Source organism: Micromonospora sp. AMSO12t (assembly GCF_008806585.1).
GTDB classification, from domain to species: domain Bacteria; phylum Actinomycetota; class Actinomycetes; order Mycobacteriales; family Micromonosporaceae; genus Micromonospora; species Micromonospora reichwaldensis.
Genome location: NZ_WAAS01000131.1, coordinates 1 through 17,591, shown reverse-complemented (window position 1 = coordinate 17,591; position 17,591 = coordinate 1). Strand labels below are relative to the sequence as shown.

General features: G+C 71.6%; 17 protein-coding genes. 13 read left to right on the top strand and 4 right to left on the bottom strand.

What is annotated here, in order from left to right; translation table 11 throughout:
* Positions 1–75: 75 nt before the first annotated feature.
* Positions 76–639: an RNA polymerase sigma factor gene (locus tag F6X68_RS19345; protein ID WP_151455615.1), complete on the bottom strand. Its 564-nt coding sequence runs from the start codon at positions 637–639 to the stop codon at positions 76–78.
* Between the two features lie 270 nt (positions 640–909).
* On the opposite strand from F6X68_RS19345, the gene dnaE reads away from it, so the two are divergent.
* Positions 910–4,440, top strand: a complete 3,531-nt coding sequence (gene dnaE, locus F6X68_RS19340) for a DNA polymerase III subunit alpha (protein ID WP_151455614.1) — start codon at positions 910–912, stop codon at positions 4,438–4,440.
* A gap of 45 nt (positions 4,441–4,485) precedes the next feature.
* Here dnaE and F6X68_RS19335 read toward each other — a convergent pair whose 3' ends face one another.
* A complete protein-coding gene (locus F6X68_RS19335; protein ID WP_151455613.1) occupies positions 4,486–4,911 on the bottom strand; it encodes a DUF1579 domain-containing protein in 426 nt (141 codons plus the stop codon).
* 150 nt (positions 4,912–5,061) lie between these two features.
* On the opposite strand from F6X68_RS19335, the gene F6X68_RS19330 reads away from it, so the two are divergent.
* The 5 genes from F6X68_RS19330 (at position 5,062) to F6X68_RS19310 (ending at position 9,482) form a co-directional block, all read left to right on the top strand.
* Positions 5,062–5,697 (top strand): DUF998 domain-containing protein, encoded by a 636-nt coding sequence (locus F6X68_RS19330; RefSeq protein WP_151455612.1) that lies wholly within the window; start codon positions 5,062–5,064, stop codon positions 5,695–5,697.
* A gap of 42 nt (positions 5,698–5,739) precedes the next feature.
* Positions 5,740–6,111, top strand: coding sequence for a YciI family protein (locus F6X68_RS19325; protein WP_151455611.1), 372 nt, complete (start codon positions 5,740–5,742; stop codon positions 6,109–6,111).
* Between the two features lie 68 nt (positions 6,112–6,179).
* Positions 6,180–7,421: an RNA polymerase sigma factor gene (locus F6X68_RS19320; RefSeq protein ID WP_225852306.1), complete on the top strand. Its 1,242-nt coding sequence runs from the start codon at positions 6,180–6,182 to the stop codon at positions 7,419–7,421.
* A gap of 95 nt (positions 7,422–7,516) precedes the next feature.
* Positions 7,517–8,434 (top strand): hypothetical protein, encoded by a 918-nt coding sequence (locus F6X68_RS19315; RefSeq protein WP_225852305.1) that lies wholly within the window; start codon positions 7,517–7,519, stop codon positions 8,432–8,434.
* A 10-nt stretch (positions 8,435–8,444) separates the two neighbouring features.
* Positions 8,445–9,482, top strand: a complete 1,038-nt coding sequence (locus F6X68_RS19310) for an aminotransferase class V-fold PLP-dependent enzyme (RefSeq protein WP_151455609.1) — start codon at positions 8,445–8,447, stop codon at positions 9,480–9,482.
* Positions 9,483–9,524: 42 nt separating this feature from the next.
* On the opposite strand, the gene F6X68_RS19305 is transcribed toward F6X68_RS19310, so the two are convergent.
* Positions 9,525–10,385, bottom strand: coding sequence for an SPFH domain-containing protein (locus F6X68_RS19305; RefSeq protein ID WP_151455608.1), 861 nt, complete (start codon positions 10,383–10,385; stop codon positions 9,525–9,527).
* A 310-nt stretch (positions 10,386–10,695) separates the two neighbouring features.
* On the opposite strand from F6X68_RS19305, the gene F6X68_RS19300 reads away from it, so the two are divergent.
* The 7 genes from F6X68_RS19300 (at position 10,696) to F6X68_RS19270 (ending at position 16,671) form a co-directional block, all read left to right on the top strand.
* Positions 10,696–11,457 carry an ABC transporter ATP-binding protein gene (locus F6X68_RS19300; protein WP_151455607.1) on the top strand — a complete coding sequence of 254 codons (762 nt, stop codon included), beginning with the start codon at positions 10,696–10,698 and terminating at the stop codon, positions 11,455–11,457.
* Positions 11,444–12,136, top strand: coding sequence for an ABC transporter ATP-binding protein (locus F6X68_RS19295; RefSeq protein WP_151455606.1), 693 nt, complete (start codon positions 11,444–11,446; stop codon positions 12,134–12,136). Before F6X68_RS19300 ends, F6X68_RS19295 begins: the two co-directional genes overlap by 14 nt.
* A gap of 40 nt (positions 12,137–12,176) precedes the next feature.
* Positions 12,177–13,436 (top strand): ABC transporter substrate-binding protein, encoded by a 1,260-nt coding sequence (locus tag F6X68_RS19290; RefSeq protein WP_151455605.1) that lies wholly within the window; start codon positions 12,177–12,179, stop codon positions 13,434–13,436.
* Positions 13,437–13,443: 7 nt separating this feature from the next.
* Positions 13,444–14,325 (top strand): branched-chain amino acid ABC transporter permease, encoded by an 882-nt coding sequence (locus F6X68_RS19285; RefSeq protein ID WP_151455604.1) that lies wholly within the window; start codon positions 13,444–13,446, stop codon positions 14,323–14,325.
* The gene (locus F6X68_RS19280; protein ID WP_121395353.1) at positions 14,322–15,338 is read left to right on the top strand and encodes a branched-chain amino acid ABC transporter permease; all 1,017 of its coding nucleotides are present in this window, start codon (positions 14,322–14,324) and stop codon (positions 15,336–15,338) included. Before F6X68_RS19285 ends, F6X68_RS19280 begins: the two co-directional genes overlap by 4 nt.
* Before the next feature lie 76 nt (positions 15,339–15,414).
* Positions 15,415–16,071 (top strand): transcriptional regulator, encoded by a 657-nt coding sequence (locus F6X68_RS19275; protein ID WP_225852304.1) that lies wholly within the window; start codon positions 15,415–15,417, stop codon positions 16,069–16,071.
* A gap of 204 nt (positions 16,072–16,275) precedes the next feature.
* Positions 16,276–16,671 carry an ankyrin repeat domain-containing protein gene (locus F6X68_RS19270; RefSeq protein ID WP_225852307.1) on the top strand — a complete coding sequence of 132 codons (396 nt, stop codon included), beginning with the start codon at positions 16,276–16,278 and terminating at the stop codon, positions 16,669–16,671.
* Positions 16,672–16,786: 115 nt separating this feature from the next.
* Here F6X68_RS19270 and F6X68_RS19265 read toward each other — a convergent pair whose 3' ends face one another.
* Positions 16,787–17,374: a hypothetical protein gene (locus F6X68_RS19265; RefSeq protein WP_151455602.1), complete on the bottom strand. Its 588-nt coding sequence runs from the start codon at positions 17,372–17,374 to the stop codon at positions 16,787–16,789.
* Positions 17,375–17,591: the final 217 nt, after the last annotated feature.

Here is a 17,591-nt window from a genome sequence, read left to right as displayed (position 1 = left end):
CCGCGATCCTGGCGAACCGCGCCGCGGAGAACCGTGCGTCGCCGGAGCCGCGCGGCGCGCCCCGGCGGCGGCCCGTCACCGCCGGCCCTCGCCGGCGGCGGGCTCGCCGGAGAGCCGGTGCCGCAGCTGCCGGCGGGCCTCGTGGATCCGCGACTTGACGGTGCCCTCGGGCACGCCGAGCAGGCCGGCGATCTCCCGGTAGCCCAGCCCCAGGACGTCGCGCAGGGTCACCGCCTCGGCGAGTTCGGGGCGCAGCGCGTCGAGCGCGTCGAGCAGGTCCAGCCGGGTGCCGGCGACCACGCTCGTCCGGCGCGGGTCCACCGGCTCCGGCAGCGGCACGCCGCCGGCCTCCACCAGCCAGCGCCGCCGCAGCACCCGGTACGTCGAGCGGGCCCGGTTGGCCGTCAGCCGGTACAGCCAGGTGTGGAACGACGAGCGGCCCTCGAACCGGCCGACGCCCCGGGCCAGCGCGAGCAGCGCGTCCTGGCACGCCTCCTCGGCGTCCTCCCGGTTCGGCAGCAGGCGGGCACAGAGCCGCAGCACCTCCGGGCGGACCGCGACCAGCAGCGCGTCGAGCGCCGCGGGATCGCCGCGCGCCGCCGACTCGACCAGCTCCTCGACACCGTCCGGGAGGGGCATCAGGTCGTCCAATGCTCGCCGGATACCGTCCGCCCAGGCTACGGCCGCCGCCGCCGATCGGGGCGCCCCGAGTCCGGGAACCGACTGCCGGAGGCCGTCGTGGGCCCCGCCGAGCGTCGGCCGCCCGCGCGGGGCGGGGCCGTCGGAAGAGACGCGCGCCACCCGGCCCGGCCCTGTCCGCGCGGCGTCTGGAGCCGCGTTTCCCGGCGGCGATAGGGTAGGCCGTCCGAGCTCGACCATCCCATGAACCGACCCGGGGGGGCGCCACGCATGGGCGATTCGTTCGCGCATCTGCACGTGCACACGGAGTACTCGATGCTCGACGGGGCGGCCCGGCTGAAGGACCTCTTCGCCGAGGTCAAGCGGCAGGGCATGCCGGCGGTGGCGATGACCGACCACGGCAACATGCACGGCGCGAACGACTTCTACAAGCAGGCGATGGCCGCCGGCGTCACCCCGATCCTCGGCATCGAGGCGTACGTGGCGCCCGAGTCGCGGTTCCACAAGCAGCGGGTGAAGTGGGGCCGCCCGGAGCAGAAGAGCGACGACGTCTCCGGCAGCGGCGGCTACACCCACATGACCATCTGGGCGAAGAACAAGACCGGCCTGCACAACCTCTTCAAGCTCACCAGCCGGTCGTACACCGAGGGGTTCTTCGTCAAGTGGCCGCGGATGGACGCGGAGCTGCTCGCCGCCAACGCCGACGGGCTGATGGCCACCACCGGCTGCCCCTCCGGCGAGGTGCAGACCAGGCTGCGCCTGGGCCAGTACGACGAGGCGCTCAAGGCTGCCGCGCGGTACCAGGAGATCTTCGGCAAGGAGAACTACTTCCTGGAGGTCATGGACCACGGCATCAGCATCGAGAGCCGGGTCCGCCAGGAGCTGCACGACATCTCCCGCAAGCTCGACATCCCGCCGGTGGTCACGAACGACTCGCACTACACGCACGAGTCGCAGGCCGAGGCGCACGACGTGCTGCTCTGCGTGCAGACGGCGGCGAACGTCGCCGACCCGAACCGGTTCCGGTTCGACGGCAGCGGCTACTACATCAAGTCCGCCGACGAGATGCGCGCCGTCGACAACTCCGATTTCTGGCTGGAGGGCTGCCGCAACACCCTGCTGGTGGCCGAGAAGGTCGACCCCGCGGGGATGTTCGAGTTCCACAACCTGATGCCGCGCTTCCCGGTCCCGGAGGGGGAGACCGAGGAGTCCTGGTTCCGCAAGGAGACCTTCGCCGGGCTGGAGCGGCGCTACCCCGGCGGCATTCCCGAGGGGCACGTCAGGCAGGCCGAGTACGAGCTGGGCGTCATCATCCAGATGGGCTTCCCGTCGTACTTCCTCGTGGTCGCCGACTTCATCCAGTGGGCCAAGAACCAGGGCATCGCCGTGGGCCCGGGCCGTGGCTCGGCCGCCGGCTCGCTGGTCGCGTACGCGCTGGGCATCACCGACCTCGACCCGATCCAGCACGGCCTGATCTTCGAGCGCTTCCTCAACCCCGAGCGCGTCTCCATGCCGGATGTCGACATCGACTTCGACGAGCGCCGGCGCGGCGAGGTGATCAAGTACGTCACCGACAAGTGGGGCGAGGACAAGGTCGCGCAGATCGCCACCTTCGGCACGATCAAGGCGAAGGCCGCGATCAAGGACTCGGCCCGGGTGCTCGGCTACCCGTACGCGGTGGGCGACCGGATCACCAAGGCGATGCCCCCGGCGGTGATGGGCAAGGACATCCCCCTGGAGGGCATCTTCGACCCCAAGCATCCCCGCTACGCCGAGGCCGGCGAGCTCCGGGGCATGTACGAGGCGGAGTCGGACGTCAAGAAGGTCATCGACACCGCCCGGGGCATCGAGGGGCTGATCCGGCAGACCGGCGTGCACGCCGCCGGCGTCATCATGTCCGCCGAGCCGATCATCGACCACATCCCGCTGATGCGCCGGGACTCCGACGGGGTCATCATCACCCAGTTCGACTACCCGACGTGCGAGTCGCTCGGGCTGTTGAAGATGGACTTCCTCGGCCTGCGCAACCTGACGATCATCGACGACGCGGTGAAGAACATCCAGCTCAACCACGGCAGGGAGCTGGACCTGCTGGCGTTGCCGCTGGACGACAGGCCCGCGTACGAGCTGCTGGCCCGGGGCGACACCCTGGGCGTGTTCCAGCTCGACGGCGGGCCGATGCGCTCCCTGCTGCGGATGATGAAGCCGGACAACTTCGAGGACATCTCCGCCGTCCTCGCGCTCTACCGGCCCGGCCCGATGGGCGTCGATTCGCACACCAACTACGCGCTGCGCAAGAACAACCTCCAGGAGATCACCCCGATCCACCCGGAGCTGGAGGAACCGCTGCGCGAGATCCTCGCGCCCACCTACGGCCTGATCGTCTACCAGGAGCAGGTGCAGCGCGCCGCGCAGATCCTCGCCGGCTACACCCTCGGCCAGGCCGACCTGCTGCGCCGCGCGATGGGCAAGAAGAAGAAGGAGATCCTCGACAAGGAGTTCATCCCCTTCCGGGACGGCTGCCGGGAGCGGGGCTACTCGGACGAGGCGATCCAGAAGGTCTGGGACGTGCTGGTCCCGTTCGCCGGCTACGCCTTCAACAAGGCGCACTCGGCGGCGTACGGGCTGGTGTCGTACTGGACCGCGTACCTGAAGGCGCACTATCCGGCCGAGTACATGGCCGCGCTGCTCACGTCCGTCGGCGACGACAAGGACAAGATGGCGCTCTACCTCTCGGAGTGCCGCCGGATGCGCATCCAGGTGCTGCCGCCGGACGTGAACACCTCCGCGGGGCCGTTCACGCCGGTCGGCAAGGAGATCCGGTTCGGCCTCGGCGCGGTGCGCAACGTCGGCGCCAACGTCGTCGCCGCGATCATGCGCTGCCGGGACGAGAAGGGCGAGTACGCCGACTTCTACGACTTCCTGTCGAAGGTCGACGCCGTGGTCTGCAACAAGAAGACCATCGAATCGCTGATCAAGGCCGGGGCGTTCGACGTGCTCGGGCACTCCCGCAAGGCGCTGCTCACGGTGCACGCGGAGGCGATCGACGCGTACGCCGACGTCAAGCGCAAGGAGGCCGTCGGCCAGTACGACCTCTTCGGCGCCGGGTTCGGCGACGCGGAGACCAACAGCACCACGGTGATGCCGGTCATCGGCGACGGGGAGTGGGACAAGCGCGACAAGCTCGCCTTCGAACGCGAGATGCTCGGCCTCTACGTCTCCGACCACCCGCTCTTCGGCCTGGAGCACGTCCTCGGCGCGGCGGCGGACTGCACCATCGCCTCCCTGTCCGAGGAGGGCACCGTCCCGGACGGGGCCGTGGTGACCCTCGCCGGCATCCTCTCCGGGGTGCAGCGGCGCGTCACCAAGCAGGGCCGGGCCTGGGCGTCGGCCACCCTGGAGGACCTCGCCGGCGGCGTGGAGGCCCTCTTCTTCCCCAACACCTACGAGGTGATCGGGCAGTACATCGCCGAGGACGCCATCGTGGTGGTCAAGGGGCGGGTGGACCGGCGCGACGACACGCCCCGGATCATGGCGATGGACATGTCCATGCCGGACGTCAGCAGCACCCCGGGGAGCAAGCCGATCACCCTGACAATCCCGGTGCACCGGTGCACCCCGCCGCTGGTGGAGCGGCTCAAGGAGACCCTGGTGCTGCATCCGGGCGACACCGAGGTGCACGTCAAGCTGCTCAACGGCGGCCGGACCACCACCCTGCGGCTGGGGCCGTTCCGGGTGGCGGCCACCACCGCGCTGATGGGCGACCTGAAGAGCGTCCTCGGCCCCGCCAACGTCAGCTGACGCCGCCACCCCGCCGGCCAGCCTGGCCGGCGGGGTGGGCCGGGGTCAGACCCGGGTCATGGTCGACGGGTAGCCGCCCCCGCCGGGGTAGACCCACTCGCCGGTGACCGTGGTGTCGTCGGCGCTGAACGTGCCCTGGTAGTACGCCGGGCTGCCCTTCGCGCCGCCCCAGATCGTCAGCTTGTCGCCGGTCAGCTCGTAGACGTAGTCGAGGGTGTTGCCGGTCGAGTCGTAGAACCGCGACACCACGTCCGCGCTCACCGGCTCGCCGAACGGGCGCAGGTTGCCGATCACCTCCAGGCCGGTGACGGGCTGGCCGAACTGGGTGAGCGCGACGCGCTGGAGCAGGAAGAACCGGCCCTCCATCCATTCGTACGTCACGGTTCCCTCGGCCCCGCCGGTGACCGTCCAGGTGCCGACCAGGCGGTCCAGGGCCGTCAGGTCGGCGCTCGGCTGATGGGTTTCAGACATCTCGTCCTCCTTGATGGGTCGTTGCCGGTACCTCGGAGGCGGCCGGCAGGTCTCGACACGCGCCTGATGTGACCCCGATCACCGCATGGTCGTGTCGAGATCCCTGGACCGGCCACGAGGTAGCGGCAGGAACCCACCAGGGAGGAACCCATGGCCACCCTCGCCGCCCCCGCCGTCCGCCGCTCACCCGCCCGCCTGTTGCTCGCCGGCGCCCTCGCCGGACCGGTCTTCTTCGCCTCGGCCACCGCCCAGATGCTGACCCGGGAGGGCTTCGACATCACCCGGCACCCGATCAGCCAGCTCGCCACCGGCAGCCTCGGCTGGATCCAGATCACGACGTTCGTCCTCGCCGGCCTCGGCGGGCTGGCGCTGGCAGCCGGGATCAGCCGCACCCTCACCGAAGGGGTCGGCCGGCGCGCGCTGCCGATCCTCGTCGGGACCTTCGGCGCCGGCCTGGTCGCCGCCGGCCTGTTCACCATGGACCCGGAGAACGGCTTCCCGGCCGGTACCCCCGACGGGCCGGTCGACCGGATGTCCTGGCACAGCGTCGCGCACTCGGCCTCGGCCACCGTCGCCTTCACCGCGCTGGCCGTCGCCGCCACCGTGCTGGCCGTGCGGTGCGGGCGCCGCCGAGCCGTGCTGCCGGCCGTGCTGAGCGGCCTCGCCGCGCTCGTCCTGCTGCTGCCCATGTCGCCGGACCGGATGAGCATCCAGATCGCCGTGAACGGACTCGTCGCCTTCACCTGGACGACAGTCCTCGCCCTGTCCCTGCGCCGTCCCGCCTGACCCCACGTACCGTCGATCCAGGCCCGACCAGGAAGAGAACCCGTGAAATACCTGCTGCTCAGTTACACGCCGGCCGCCGCCTGGGACGGCGCGACCGCCGACGTCCCGTCCGAGGAGGCGATGGCCGCGTTCGCCGCGTACCAGAGGTTCGAGCGGGAGCTGACCGAGACCGGCGAGCTCGTCGGCAGCGAGGGCCTCGGCCACCCCGTGGTCAGCGCCACCGTACGCCCGACCCCGGCCGGTGTGGTCGCCACCGACGGGCCGTTCGCCGAGCTGAAGGAGGTCCTGGCCAGCTTCGCCGTGATCGACGTGGCGAGTCGGGAACGGGCCGTCGAGATCGCCTCGCGGATCGTCGAGGCGCTGGGTGAGCCCATCGAGATCCGGCCGATCATGGGCGAGGACTTCACGGCATGACCCATCCGCGCCGGCCCGCACCCGTTGCGGGCGGAGGCCCGGGCGCGGGTACGAAGGGGGCCGCCGGCTTGCCCACGGACGTCGAGCACCTGCTGCGTACCGAGGCGCCGCAGGTGCTCGGCGCGCTGGTGCGGCGCTTCGGTCACTTCGACGTGGCCGAGGACGCGGTGCAGGAGGCACTGCTCGCCGCGAGCCGGGCGTGGCCGGTCGACGGCGTGCCGGAGAACCCGCGCAGCTGGCTGATCCGGATCGGCTACCGGCGGATGGTCGACCTGCTCCGCTCCGAGGGGGCCCGGCGCCGACGCGAGCGGGAAGCCGGAACAGCCGAACTGGCCATGCGGGAACCCGCCCGGCTGGCCTCCCCTCCGCCGGAGACCGACGACAGCCTCACCCTGCTGCTGCTCTGCTGCCACCCGGCGCTGAGCAGCAGCTCCCAGGTGGCGCTCACGCTGCGCGCGGTGGGGGGTCTGACGACCGCCGAGATCGCACACGCCCACGGGACGACCGAGGGCACCATGGGCACCCGGATCAGCCGCGCCAAACAGCAACTTGCCCGTGCCGGCGCCCGCTTCACCCCGCCGACCGACGCCGACCGGCACGACCGGGTGACCGCGGTGACGCGGGTTCTCTACCTGATCTTCAACGAGGGCTACACGGCCTCCGCCGGGGCCGAACTCGCCCGCGTGGACCTGACCCGCGAGGCGATCCGGCTGGCCCGGATGCTCCACGCCAGCCTGCCTGACGACGCCGAGGCCGCCGGCCTGCTCGCGCTGATGCTGCTCACCGAGTCGCGGCGCGCGGCCCGCACCGGTCGTGACGACGAGCTGGTGCCGCTGGACGAGCAGGACCGGACCCGGTGGAACCCCGACCTCATCCGGGAGGGCACCGCGCTGATCGACAGCGTCTGGAACCGGCGTGAGGTGGGCCCCTACCAGTTGCAGGCGGCGATCGCGGCCGTGCACGCCGGCGCCGGGTCGCCGGAGAACACCGACTGGCCGCAGATCGCGGCGCTCTACCTGTGGCTCGAACGACTGCACCCCACCGCGCCGGTACGGCTGAGCCGGGTGGTCGCGGTGGCCCGGGCCTACGGGCCGGCCCGGGGGCTGGCCCTGCTCGACGACCTCAACCGGCGCTTCGGGCTCGACCGGGAACCGCTGACCCGGCAACGGGAACGCGCGGTGCGCGCCCACCTGCTCGAGACGACCGGCGACGCGCAAGGCGCGGCGACGCGGTACCGCGAGGCGGCCGCCCTGACGGCGAACCAGGTCGAGCGGCGGTACCTGCTCCACCGCGCCGACCGCCTCGACTGACGATCGAGCAGGGCGCGGCGGATGCGGCATGATCGCGGGCATGACCGTGCCCGCCGGGGGAGGCCGTCGCGAGCCCGCTGCGGGTCCGCGACCTGGTGCCGGACTTCCTGGCGTACGCGAGCCGCGCCGCGCACGTCCCCCGGCAGCGGTGGGCGGAGCTGTGGCGGACGCACTACCTGGCACCCCACCGCGACCTGTACGCGGCGCTGGACCGCCGGGGCGACTGGTCCGGGGTGGACGACCTCGAAGGTGTCCTGGAGCGGCTGCACGGGCGGGAGGCGGTGTTCGCCGCGCGCGCGGAGCGGCTCGCCGCGTTGCTCCCCGCCACCGTCGCCGGGGTGGGTCGGGCGATGGGCTGGCCCGGCGACGGGGATCCGCTCGACTGCGTCCTGCTGGTCGGGCTGGAACAGGCCAACGGCTGGGCCGACGAGTTCCGGGGCCGCTTCGCCCTGTTCCTCGCCGTCGAGCGGCTCGGCGAGCCGGAGCACGACGAGCTGCTGGTCCGGCACGAGGTGGCGCACGTGGTGCACGACCGGCTGGCCCGCATCCGGGACTGGCCGGAGCACGGGGTCGCCCACGCGCTGCTCACCGAGGGGCTGGCCACCCATGTGACGGCCGAGCTGGACCCGCGACGGCCGGACGACGAGTACCTCTGGATGGGCGCCACCCACCGGCGGTGGCTCGCCGACTGCCGGCGCCGCTGGCCGGAGATCCTGCACCGGATCGCCGCCGACGTGGACGCCACCGACCTCGACCGGTATGCCGCCTGGTTCCTCATGCGCGACAGCGCCCACCGGGGCGACCTGCCGCGCCGCTGCGGCTACCTCGTCGGCCTGGAATGGTCCGGCTCCTGCGCGAGCGCCACCCGCTGCACGAGATCGCCGCCTGGGACCTCGACCGGGGGCGCGACGAGGTGCGACGGGGTCTGCGCGCCCTGCGCGCGGCGACCTGAACCAGCACCCGGGGCCGCGAGCGCGGGATTGGCCATCCCGGTACGCGGCGCGGGTGGCTAGCGTCGGTGAGGTGGAGATCGCAGAGGCGCAGAAGTTGTGGCAGCCGCAGCCGGGTTGGCTGAACACCGCCAGCTTCGGGCTCCCGCCCGATCCGGTGTGGGACGCGGTGCAGGAGGCGTTGACCGACTGGCGGGCCGGGCGCACGTCGTGGGAGGGCTGGGGCCAGGCCACCGAGCGGTCGCGGGCCGCCTTCGCCGGCCTGGTCGGGGTGCCGGTCGCCGACGTCGCGGTCGGCAGCACGGTCTCGCAGCTGCTGGCCCCGGTCGCCGCGGCCCTGCCCGCCGGCGCGACCGTCGTGGTGCCGGAGGTCGAGTTCACCTCCAACCTCTTCCCGTGGCTGGTGCAGGTCGAGCGGGGCGTGCGGGTGCGCACCGTGCCGCTGGCCGGGCTCGTCGACGCGATCGACGCCGACACCGACCTGGTCGCGTTCAGCCTGGTGCAGTCGGCCGACGGCGCGATCGCCCCGTACGCCGAGGTGGTCGCGGCGGCCCGGGCGCACGGCGCGTTCGTCGCGGTCGACGCCACCCAGGCGTGCGGCTGGCTGCCGTTCGACGCGAGCCTCGCCGACCTGGTCGCGGTCGGCGCGTACAAGTGGCTGATGGCCCCGCGCGGCTCCGCGTTCGCCTACCTGGCGCCCGCGCTGCGGGAGCGGCTGCGCCCCGACGCCGCCGGCTGGTACGCGGGGGACGACCCGCACGCCTCCTACTACGGCCCGCCGCTGCGCCTGGCCGGCGACGCGCGCCGGTTCGACATCTCGCCGGCGTGGTTCAGCTGGGTCGGCACGGCCCCCGCACTGGAACTGCTCGCCGAGATCGGCGTGCCGGCCGTGCGCGCGCACGACGTCGCCCTGGCCAACCGGTTCCTCGCCGGGCTGGGCCGGCCGCCGGGGGAGAGCGCGATCGTCGCGGTGGAGGTGCCGGGCGCGGCGGAGCGGCTGGAGCGGGCCGGCGTCCGGGCGGCGGTCCGTGCCGGCCGGGTGCGGGCGTCCTTCCACGTCTATTCCACGGCGGCCGACGTCGACCTCGCCCTGGACGCGCTCACCGGCTGAAGCCGGGGCGCGGCCAAGGGCGGGGTCGACGCCGGCCGACCGTCACTTGGCGCCGGTGACGATTCCGGGGTTGATGCAGAGGCCGGGGTTGCTGCCGTTGCGCTCGGCGATCTCCAGGCACCGCGACACCTTGTCGACCTTCGCGTTGGTCTCGGTGATCTGCTTCTGGATGGCGGCGTTCTTCCGGTCCTGCTCCAGGTTGCGGGTCTGGGCGAGCTTGTCCTGGAAGGCCTTGATGTTGCCCTCGGTCTTGTCGTCGTGGTTGACCCGGGTGATCGTCACCGACAGGATGTCGACGTCGCTGGCGAGCCGCGACTCGGCGCTGGTCTTGATGCTCTCGGCGAAGGGCTTCAGGTCCACGTTCAGGCTGCCGGTGTTCGAGTCGATCTTCTCCAGCGGGTTGTAGGTGGCGAAGGCGTCGTTGACGGCGCTGTCGAGCTGCACGCCCACCCGCTGGCCCCGGAAGCTGTCGAAGTCGCCCTTGTAGTCCATGAACTGCTTGGGCGCGTTCTCCGGCTTGACCTGCCACTCGACGAGCACCTCGACGCAGGCGTCGGCGAGGGTGCCGGTGCGGACCCGGACGCAGTGGTCGCCGCCGATGTGGTCGTACTTCTGCCGGCCGGCGTCCCACTCGCCGACCTTCTGCCAGGGTGCCACCCACTTCAGGCCGGAGCCGGTGACCTTCCCCGTCGGCTTGCCGAAGCTGGTGACGATGCCGACCGAACGGATCGGCACGGAGTGGGCGCTGGAACCGATGGTGAACACGACCGCGCCGACGAGGCAGGCGACCGCAGCCAGGGTGGCGGTCCCCTTCGTCGACGCCTTCGAGGCGGCGAGCGCCAGCAGGCCGGAGATCGCCAGGCCGACGGCGAAGATGATCGCAACAGTGAAGCCGAAGGGCATTTCGCTCGGCACCTTTCGCGGGTGGGGGCCATCACCCTAGGAGCACCGGTCAAGGCGAAGCGCAGGTGGGGCGCGGCCGTGGCGCGCCCACATGACGTGGTACGCCGTGGCTCGACAGTCACCGCCGTCGATGCCGGCGGGCGTGGTGGCCGGGCGGCGGGGTGGAGTTCCCGCACGGTCGGGCGTCCCGGAATGTGGCTGCCATCGACATAGTTCGACATCGCAGCATCGCCGTAGGTTTCCAGCACACGACGGCCATGTGACCCCGGTCACCGATTCGGTCGTCGCCGGACCTACGAAGGAGTAGGCGATGGCCGGGCAAGCGCTCCTGTCGGCCCGCGGGCTGACCCGTGACTTCCGGGGTTTCCGGGCGGTCGACGGGGTCGACCTCGACATCGCGGCGGACAGCGTCCACGCGCTCGTCGGCCCGAACGGCGCCGGGAAGACCACCCTGTTCAACCTGCTCACCGGCTTCCTGCGGCCCAGCGGCGGGCGCATCGAGCTGGCCGGCCGCGACGTGACCGGGCTGCCCCCCGAGCGGGTCGCCCGGCTCGGCGTGGCCCGGTCGTTCCAGATCACCAGCCTCTTCCCGCAGCTCTCCGCGCGGGAGCACGTCGAGTTGGCGCTGCAGAGCCCGAGCGGGCTGGGCTGGCGGTTCTGGCGCTCGGCGAAGCTGATGCGCCGCTACACCGACCGGGCGGGCGAGCTGCTCGACATGGTCGGGCTGGCCGAGCTGTCCGAGGCCCCCGCCGAGGCGCTGGCGTACGGGCGCAAGCGGGCGCTGGAGCTGGCCATCGCCCTCGCCCTGGACCCGAAGGTGCTGCTGCTCGACGAGCCGACCGCCGGGATGGGCCTGGAGGACGTCGACCGCACCGTCGAGCTGGTCTCGCGGGTCCGGCGGGGCCGGACGGTGGTGCTGGTCGAGCACAACATGAGCGTGGTCGGGCGGCTCGCCGACACCGTCACCGTCCTGCAGGCCGGCAAGGTCCTCGTCGAGGGCCCGTACGAGCAGGTGCGCGCCGACGAGCGCGTGATCACCGCCTACCTGGGAGCCGCCGATGCTGCGCATTGAGAACCTGTCCGCCTGGTACGGCGAGGCGCAGGTGCTGCGGGAGGTCAGCCTGGACGTCGCCGCCGGCGAGGTGGTCACCCTCGTCGGGCGCAACGGCGCCGGCAAGTCCACCCTGCTGCGCTGCGTGATGGGCCTGCACGCCGGCCAGCGCGGCCGGATCGAGCTGGACGGGCGCGACGTCGGGAGGCTGGCCGCGTACCGGCGGGCGCGGTTGGGGCTCGGCTGGGTCCCCGACGACCGGGGCAGCTACGCCACGCTGAGCGTGACGGAGAACCTCACCCTGCCGCCGACCGTCGGGCCCGACCCGTGGTCGCTGGAGCGCGTGTACGAGGCGTTCCCCGCCCTGCACCAGCGGCGGGACTCGGCCGCCACCATGCTCTCCGGCGGCGAGCAGCAGATGCTCGCGCTGGCCCGGGTGCTGCGGATGGGCGCCCGGCTGCTGCTCTGCGACGAACCGACCGAGGGGCTCTCGCCGCTGCTCGTGCAACAGGTCGGCGACCTCCTGCGCGAGGCCAAACGGCACGGGGTGACCGTGCTGCTGGTCGAACAGAACCTGCACTTCGCCACCGGCGTCGCCGACCGGCACTACCTGCTGGCCGAGGGACGCGTCGTGGAGGCGATGGACAACTCCGAGGTGCGCTCCCGGGAACGGGAGCTGCTGTCGTACCTCGGCATCTGAATTCCGATTCGACGACCCGCGCGGCGCGCGGGGTGGAGGGATGGGCATGCGTAGGACGGTGGGTGTGGCCGCCGCTTCGGCGGCGGCGATGGTGCTGGTCGCGGGCTGCGGCGGCGGTGGTCCCCAGTCGGGCGGCGACCAGAAGCTGACCGGGGGCAAGATCGTGCTGGGCGTGCTGAACGACCAGTCCGGCGCGTACTCCGAGCTGTCCGGCAAGAACTCGGTCAAGGCCGTGGAGATGGCCATCGCCGACTTCAAGGCGAAGCACGGCGACAAGGCGGTGACCGGCGACATCACCGTGGAGACCGCCGACCACCAGAACAAGCCGGACATCGCCAACAGCAAGGCCCAGGAGATGTACGACCGCCAGGGCGTCGACCTGATCCTCGACGTGCCCACCTCGTCGGCGGCGCTGCGGGTGGCCGACGTGGCGAAGGAGAAGAAGAAGCTCTACTTCAACATCGGCGCCGCGACCACCGACCTGACCGGCAAGAGCTGCAACAAGTACACGTTCCACTACGCGTACGACACCTACATGCTGGCCAACGGAACGGGCAAGGTCACCACCGAGCAGGTTGGCAAGAACTGGTACATCCTCTACCCGAACTACGCCTTCGGCCAGGACATGGAGAAGAGCTTCACCACCGCCATCACCGCCGCCGGCGGGCAGGTCGTCGGCAAGGACGGGGCACCGTTCCCGAACACCAGCGGCGACTTCTCCACCTTCCTGCTCAAGGCGCCGACGCTCAACCCGAAGCCGCAGGTGCTCGGCACCATGCAGGCCGGCGCGGAGCTGGTCAACGTGGTCAAGCAGTACAACGAGTTCAAGCTGCGCGACAAGGGCGTCGGGCTGGCGGTCGGCCTGATGTTCATCACCGACATCCACTCGCTCACCCCGGCCGCGCTCGCCGGTACCACCTACACCGACGCCTGGTACTGGAACTCCGACCAGCAGAACCGCGAGTTCGCCGACCGGTTCCAGAAGGAGACCGGCACCCGGCCGTCCTTCGCGCACGCGGCCAACTACTCCGCCGCGACGCAGTACCTGGAGGCCGCGCAGGCCGCCGGCACCGACGACGCCGACGCGATCGTCAAGGAGCTGGAGGGCAAGGAGGTCAACGACGTCTTCCTGCGCAACGGCAAGTTCCGCGCCGAGGACCACCGGGTCATCCACGACGCCTACCTCGCTCAGGTGAAGCCGCAGTCCGAGGTCAGTGAGCCGTGGGACTACGTCAAGGTTCTCAAGACCATCCCCGCCGCCGAGGCGTTCCGCGCCCCGTCGGCGGACTGCAAGATGTGACCAGGGCATGACCAGCTTCCTGCAGAACACGTTCAACGGGTTGGTGAGCGGGGCGTTCTACGCCCTGCTCGCCCTCGGGCTCGCGGTCATCTTCGGGATGCTGCGGGTCGTGAACTTCGCCCACGGGGCGTTCTACATGTTCGGTGCGTTCGGCGCGTACGTCCTGCTCACCGAGGCGGGCGTGCCGTTCTGGGCGGCGTTGGTGATCATGCCGGTGGGGCTGGCCCTGGTCGGCATGGCCCTGGAACGGGCCTTCATCCACCGGCTCACCCGGCTCGACCCGCTCTACAACTTCCTGCTCACCTTCGGCCTGACGCTCATCCTCCAGGACCTGGTGAAGCTCCGCTACGGCGTGCAGTCCAGCCCGTACGAGACCCCGTCCGCGCTGAGCGGGTCGGTCGACTTCGGGCTCTTCGACTTCCCCACCTACCGCGTCTTCATCCTCGGCTTCGCGCTCGCCGTCTGCGCCGTCGTCTGGTGGGTGCTCACCCGCACCCGGATCGGCATGGTGGTCCGGGCGTCGACCGAGCGGCCCGAGTTGACCCGGGCGTTCGGCATCGACGTGGGGCGCTGGGTCACCCCGGTCTTCGGCTTCGGCATCGGCCTCGCCGGGCTGGCCGGGGTGCTGGCCGCGCCGATGCGGGCCGTGAACCCGCTGATGGGCGCCGACCTGATCATCGTGGTCTTCGCGGTGGTGGTGATCGGCGGGCTGGGCTCGATCTTCGGGTCCGTCGCCGCCGGCTTCGGCATCGGCCTGGTGCAGGCGTGGGGCGAGGCGTACCTGTCCGACTTCCCGATCGTGTCGCAGACGATCGTCTTCATCGTGATGGCCGTCGTGCTGCTCTGGCGCCCGGCCGGGCTGTTCGGCCGTGAGGAGGCACCGGCATGACGAGCACCGTCGACACCGAGACCGACGCCGGTCGCCCGGCGCCGAGGTCCGGGCTGGTCGCCGTGACCCGGGCCCCCGGCTGGGTCCGGTACGCGCTGCTCGCCGTCGGGCTGCTGGTGGCGTTCTGGCTGCCCAACGGGCTCTACCCGGCGGTGGCGGTGGACATCCTCTGCTGGGCGTTGTTCGCCGTCGCCGTGGACCTGCTGCTCGGCTTCACCGGGCTGATGTCCTTCGGGCACGCGGCCTTCTGGGGTGCCTCCGCGTACGTCACCGGGTTGACGGCCATCCACCTCGGCCTGCCGTTCCCGGCGGCCGTGCTGGCCGGGGCGCTCGCGGCGGCCGTGCTCGCGGTGCCGATCGGCTACCTGGCGGTGAAGCGGACGGGCATCTACTTCGCCATGGTCACCCTGGCGTTCGCGCAGATGGTCTACTACGTCGCCAACGAGTGGCGCTCGGTCACCCGCGGCGAGAACGGCCTCCAGGGCGTGCCCCGCGAGTTGTTCGGGCTGGACCTGACCGACGACTACTACTTCTACTACGCGATCCTGCCGATCGTGCTGCTCGGGCTGGCCGCCGCCTGGCGGATCGTGCACTCGCCCTTCGGGCGGGTGCTGGTCGGCATCCGCGACAACCCGGCCCGCGCCCGCGCGCTCGGCTACCCCGTGCACCGCTACAAGCTGACCGCGTTCGTGCTGTCGGGCTTCATCGCCGGGCTCGGCGGCGGGCTGTTCGCCGTCGGCCACCGCTTCGTCTCCCTCGACGTGCTGCACTGGACCACCTCCGGCAAGGCGGTCATCGTGGTGGTGCTCGGCGGCATCGGCACGCTCTGGGGCGGGGTGCTCGGCGCGGGCATCCTGGTCCGCCTGGAGGACTGGCTGTCGTTCTCCGGGTTCGAGGCGATCGGCCTGGTCACCGGCGGGATCTTCGTCCTCGTCGTCCTGGTGTTCCGGCGCGGCATCTGGGGCAGCGCCGCCGCCCTGGCGACGCGCTGGGCGGCATCCCGCCGCCGGTAGTCGCACCCGGGCGCATCCATCCGCGGCCCTCCCGACGAACCCCCGGGTAGTGAACGTCTACCCGGGGGTACGTCTGGTGCTGACAGATCCCATGCCGGTCGGGGCCGTCGAGACCGCGCGCAAGCAGTTGTCGCTGGCCGCCGAGGACCTCGACGCCAACCGGGTCGCCGCGCTCGTCGTCGAGGTGGCCGACGAGTGGGGCGCGGCGGCGCTGTGGGAACAGGTCTGCGTGCCGATGCTGGCCGCGCTGCCCGGGCACACCGCCATCGAGGTCGCCGTCGAGCACGCCCTCGCCGAGGGCCTCCGCGTCGGCCTGGACGTGTTCCGGCGCGTACCGGGCCGCCCGCTGCCCACCGGCGGCGTGCTGCTGGCCGGCGCGGAGCAGGAGACGCACTGCCTCGGCCTGCACGCGCTGGCCGCCGCGCTGCGCGAGCGGTCCCGGGGGAGCCTGCTGCTCGGGCCGGCACTGCCGTGGACGGCGCTCGCCAGCGCCGCCCGTCGGGTCCGCCCGCGCACCGTCGTGCTCTGGGCGCAGACGCCGGTCACCGGCCGCGCGTACCGCCTGGTGCGCTTCGCCCGCGACTTCCCGGCGTTCCGGGTGTACGGCGCCGGCCCGGGCTGGATCGAGCCGCTCGGCGCACCGGCGACCCGACTGTCCACGCTGCCCGCCGCCGTCACCGCATGCGCCGCGCCGCCATCCCCGCCTGTGCCGCGCCGCTCCTGCCTGCCCTGACGGAAACGTGGGGGTGACGAACGGTAGGAGCGTCCGCTCTGGCTTCCCACCAGTCCGCCCGCGGCTTACGGCCGCCGTCCGCCTGACGCCTAGCGTGCGTTTCATAAGCCGGTTCAGGGCCACTCGTTGATCGCGGTGCCTGGGCGCACTACCTACGCTGGGCACGTGAACCTGCGACAGCGGAAGAAGCGCACGAAGCGACTGATGGAGGCAGTGCGACGCGAAGACGCCGCAGCCGTGAGCGCTCTCCTTCGCGCCGGTGCGGACCCCAACGTTCCCGACCGTGACCGCACCACTCCGCTGTATCAGGCATCCGTCAACGGCTCGGCTGAACTCGTGCGGGTACTCCTGGCAGCCGGCGCGGTACCCGACACCGAGAGCGGAGGTGACATGGAGGGAACGCCCCTATGCGCTGCCGCGGCCTGGGGATACAACACCGTCGTACACCTACTCCTCGTCCACGGTGCAGACCCGAATCTGCGCGAAGGCCAAGGAACCGGCTACTCACCACTGGATTGGGCGCTACGCGGCGATCATTCACAGGCGGCCGGCCTACTCCTGGCCGCTGGCGCGAAGCCGCGCTGCTCATACCGACGCTGACATCTGAAACACGACCTGGCCCTTTCGCCGATGGCCGGCGGTGGACGTGCCGCTGGCCGGCACCCCGTGTTCGGGTGCCGGCCAGCGATCCCCCTTGTGGTGGAAAGTCTGCGTGTCAGCTGTTCCAGTGCTCGGCCACGAGGTCGGCGGCCTGCTGCTCCCACTGGGCGTAGTGGTCGGGGTACGCCGACACCTGCACCGTCTGGGCGGCCTTCGTCAGGGGCATGTCCTGCCACCCGTCGACCTGCTTCAGACCCTTCAGGAACGCCGTCGTCGAGTACTCCGGGTCGGTGATCTGCTCGACCGTGCCCCACCCACTGGACGGGCGCTGCTGGAACAGGCCCTGCGAGTCATGGTCGTTGCGGTCACCCAGATGACCCAGGTTCTCCAGCTTCGACTCCTGCAGGGCGGTCGCGATCGACACCACGGCGGCACGCTCGTCCATGCCGGCCTTCTTCGTGGCCGCGATGATGGCCTTGACGTTGGCGACCTGCTCATCCGAGAGGTCGACGTGCGACTGGGCGCCCTGCACGCCGTGCGGGATCAGCTTGCCCGTGTCGGGCTTGTCGGCCTGCACGGCAACTGCCACCGGCGTCGACTCCACCGACGGGGCTGCATGCGCGGTCGCGGGACCGGCGAACACGCCACCGGCGAACGCGAGACCAGCAACACCAAGAACGCTCTTACGAATGATCGTGTTCATCAGAAACGCTCCATTCGGGGGTTGGCACCCACACACCGAAAGGGGGATCGGCTTCACGCGGGTGCAAGCACCGTCGGCGCTCATGCGAACTCAAGGAGGCTCCGGCGAAACCTGGAGGGAATCTCCGACGATCAAGCCAGAGGAAAGACCAGAGAAAAGATCAGATCGGCCGTACCAGCCGGCTGTCCAACCCGTGCGGGCCGAAGAGCGGGGCCGG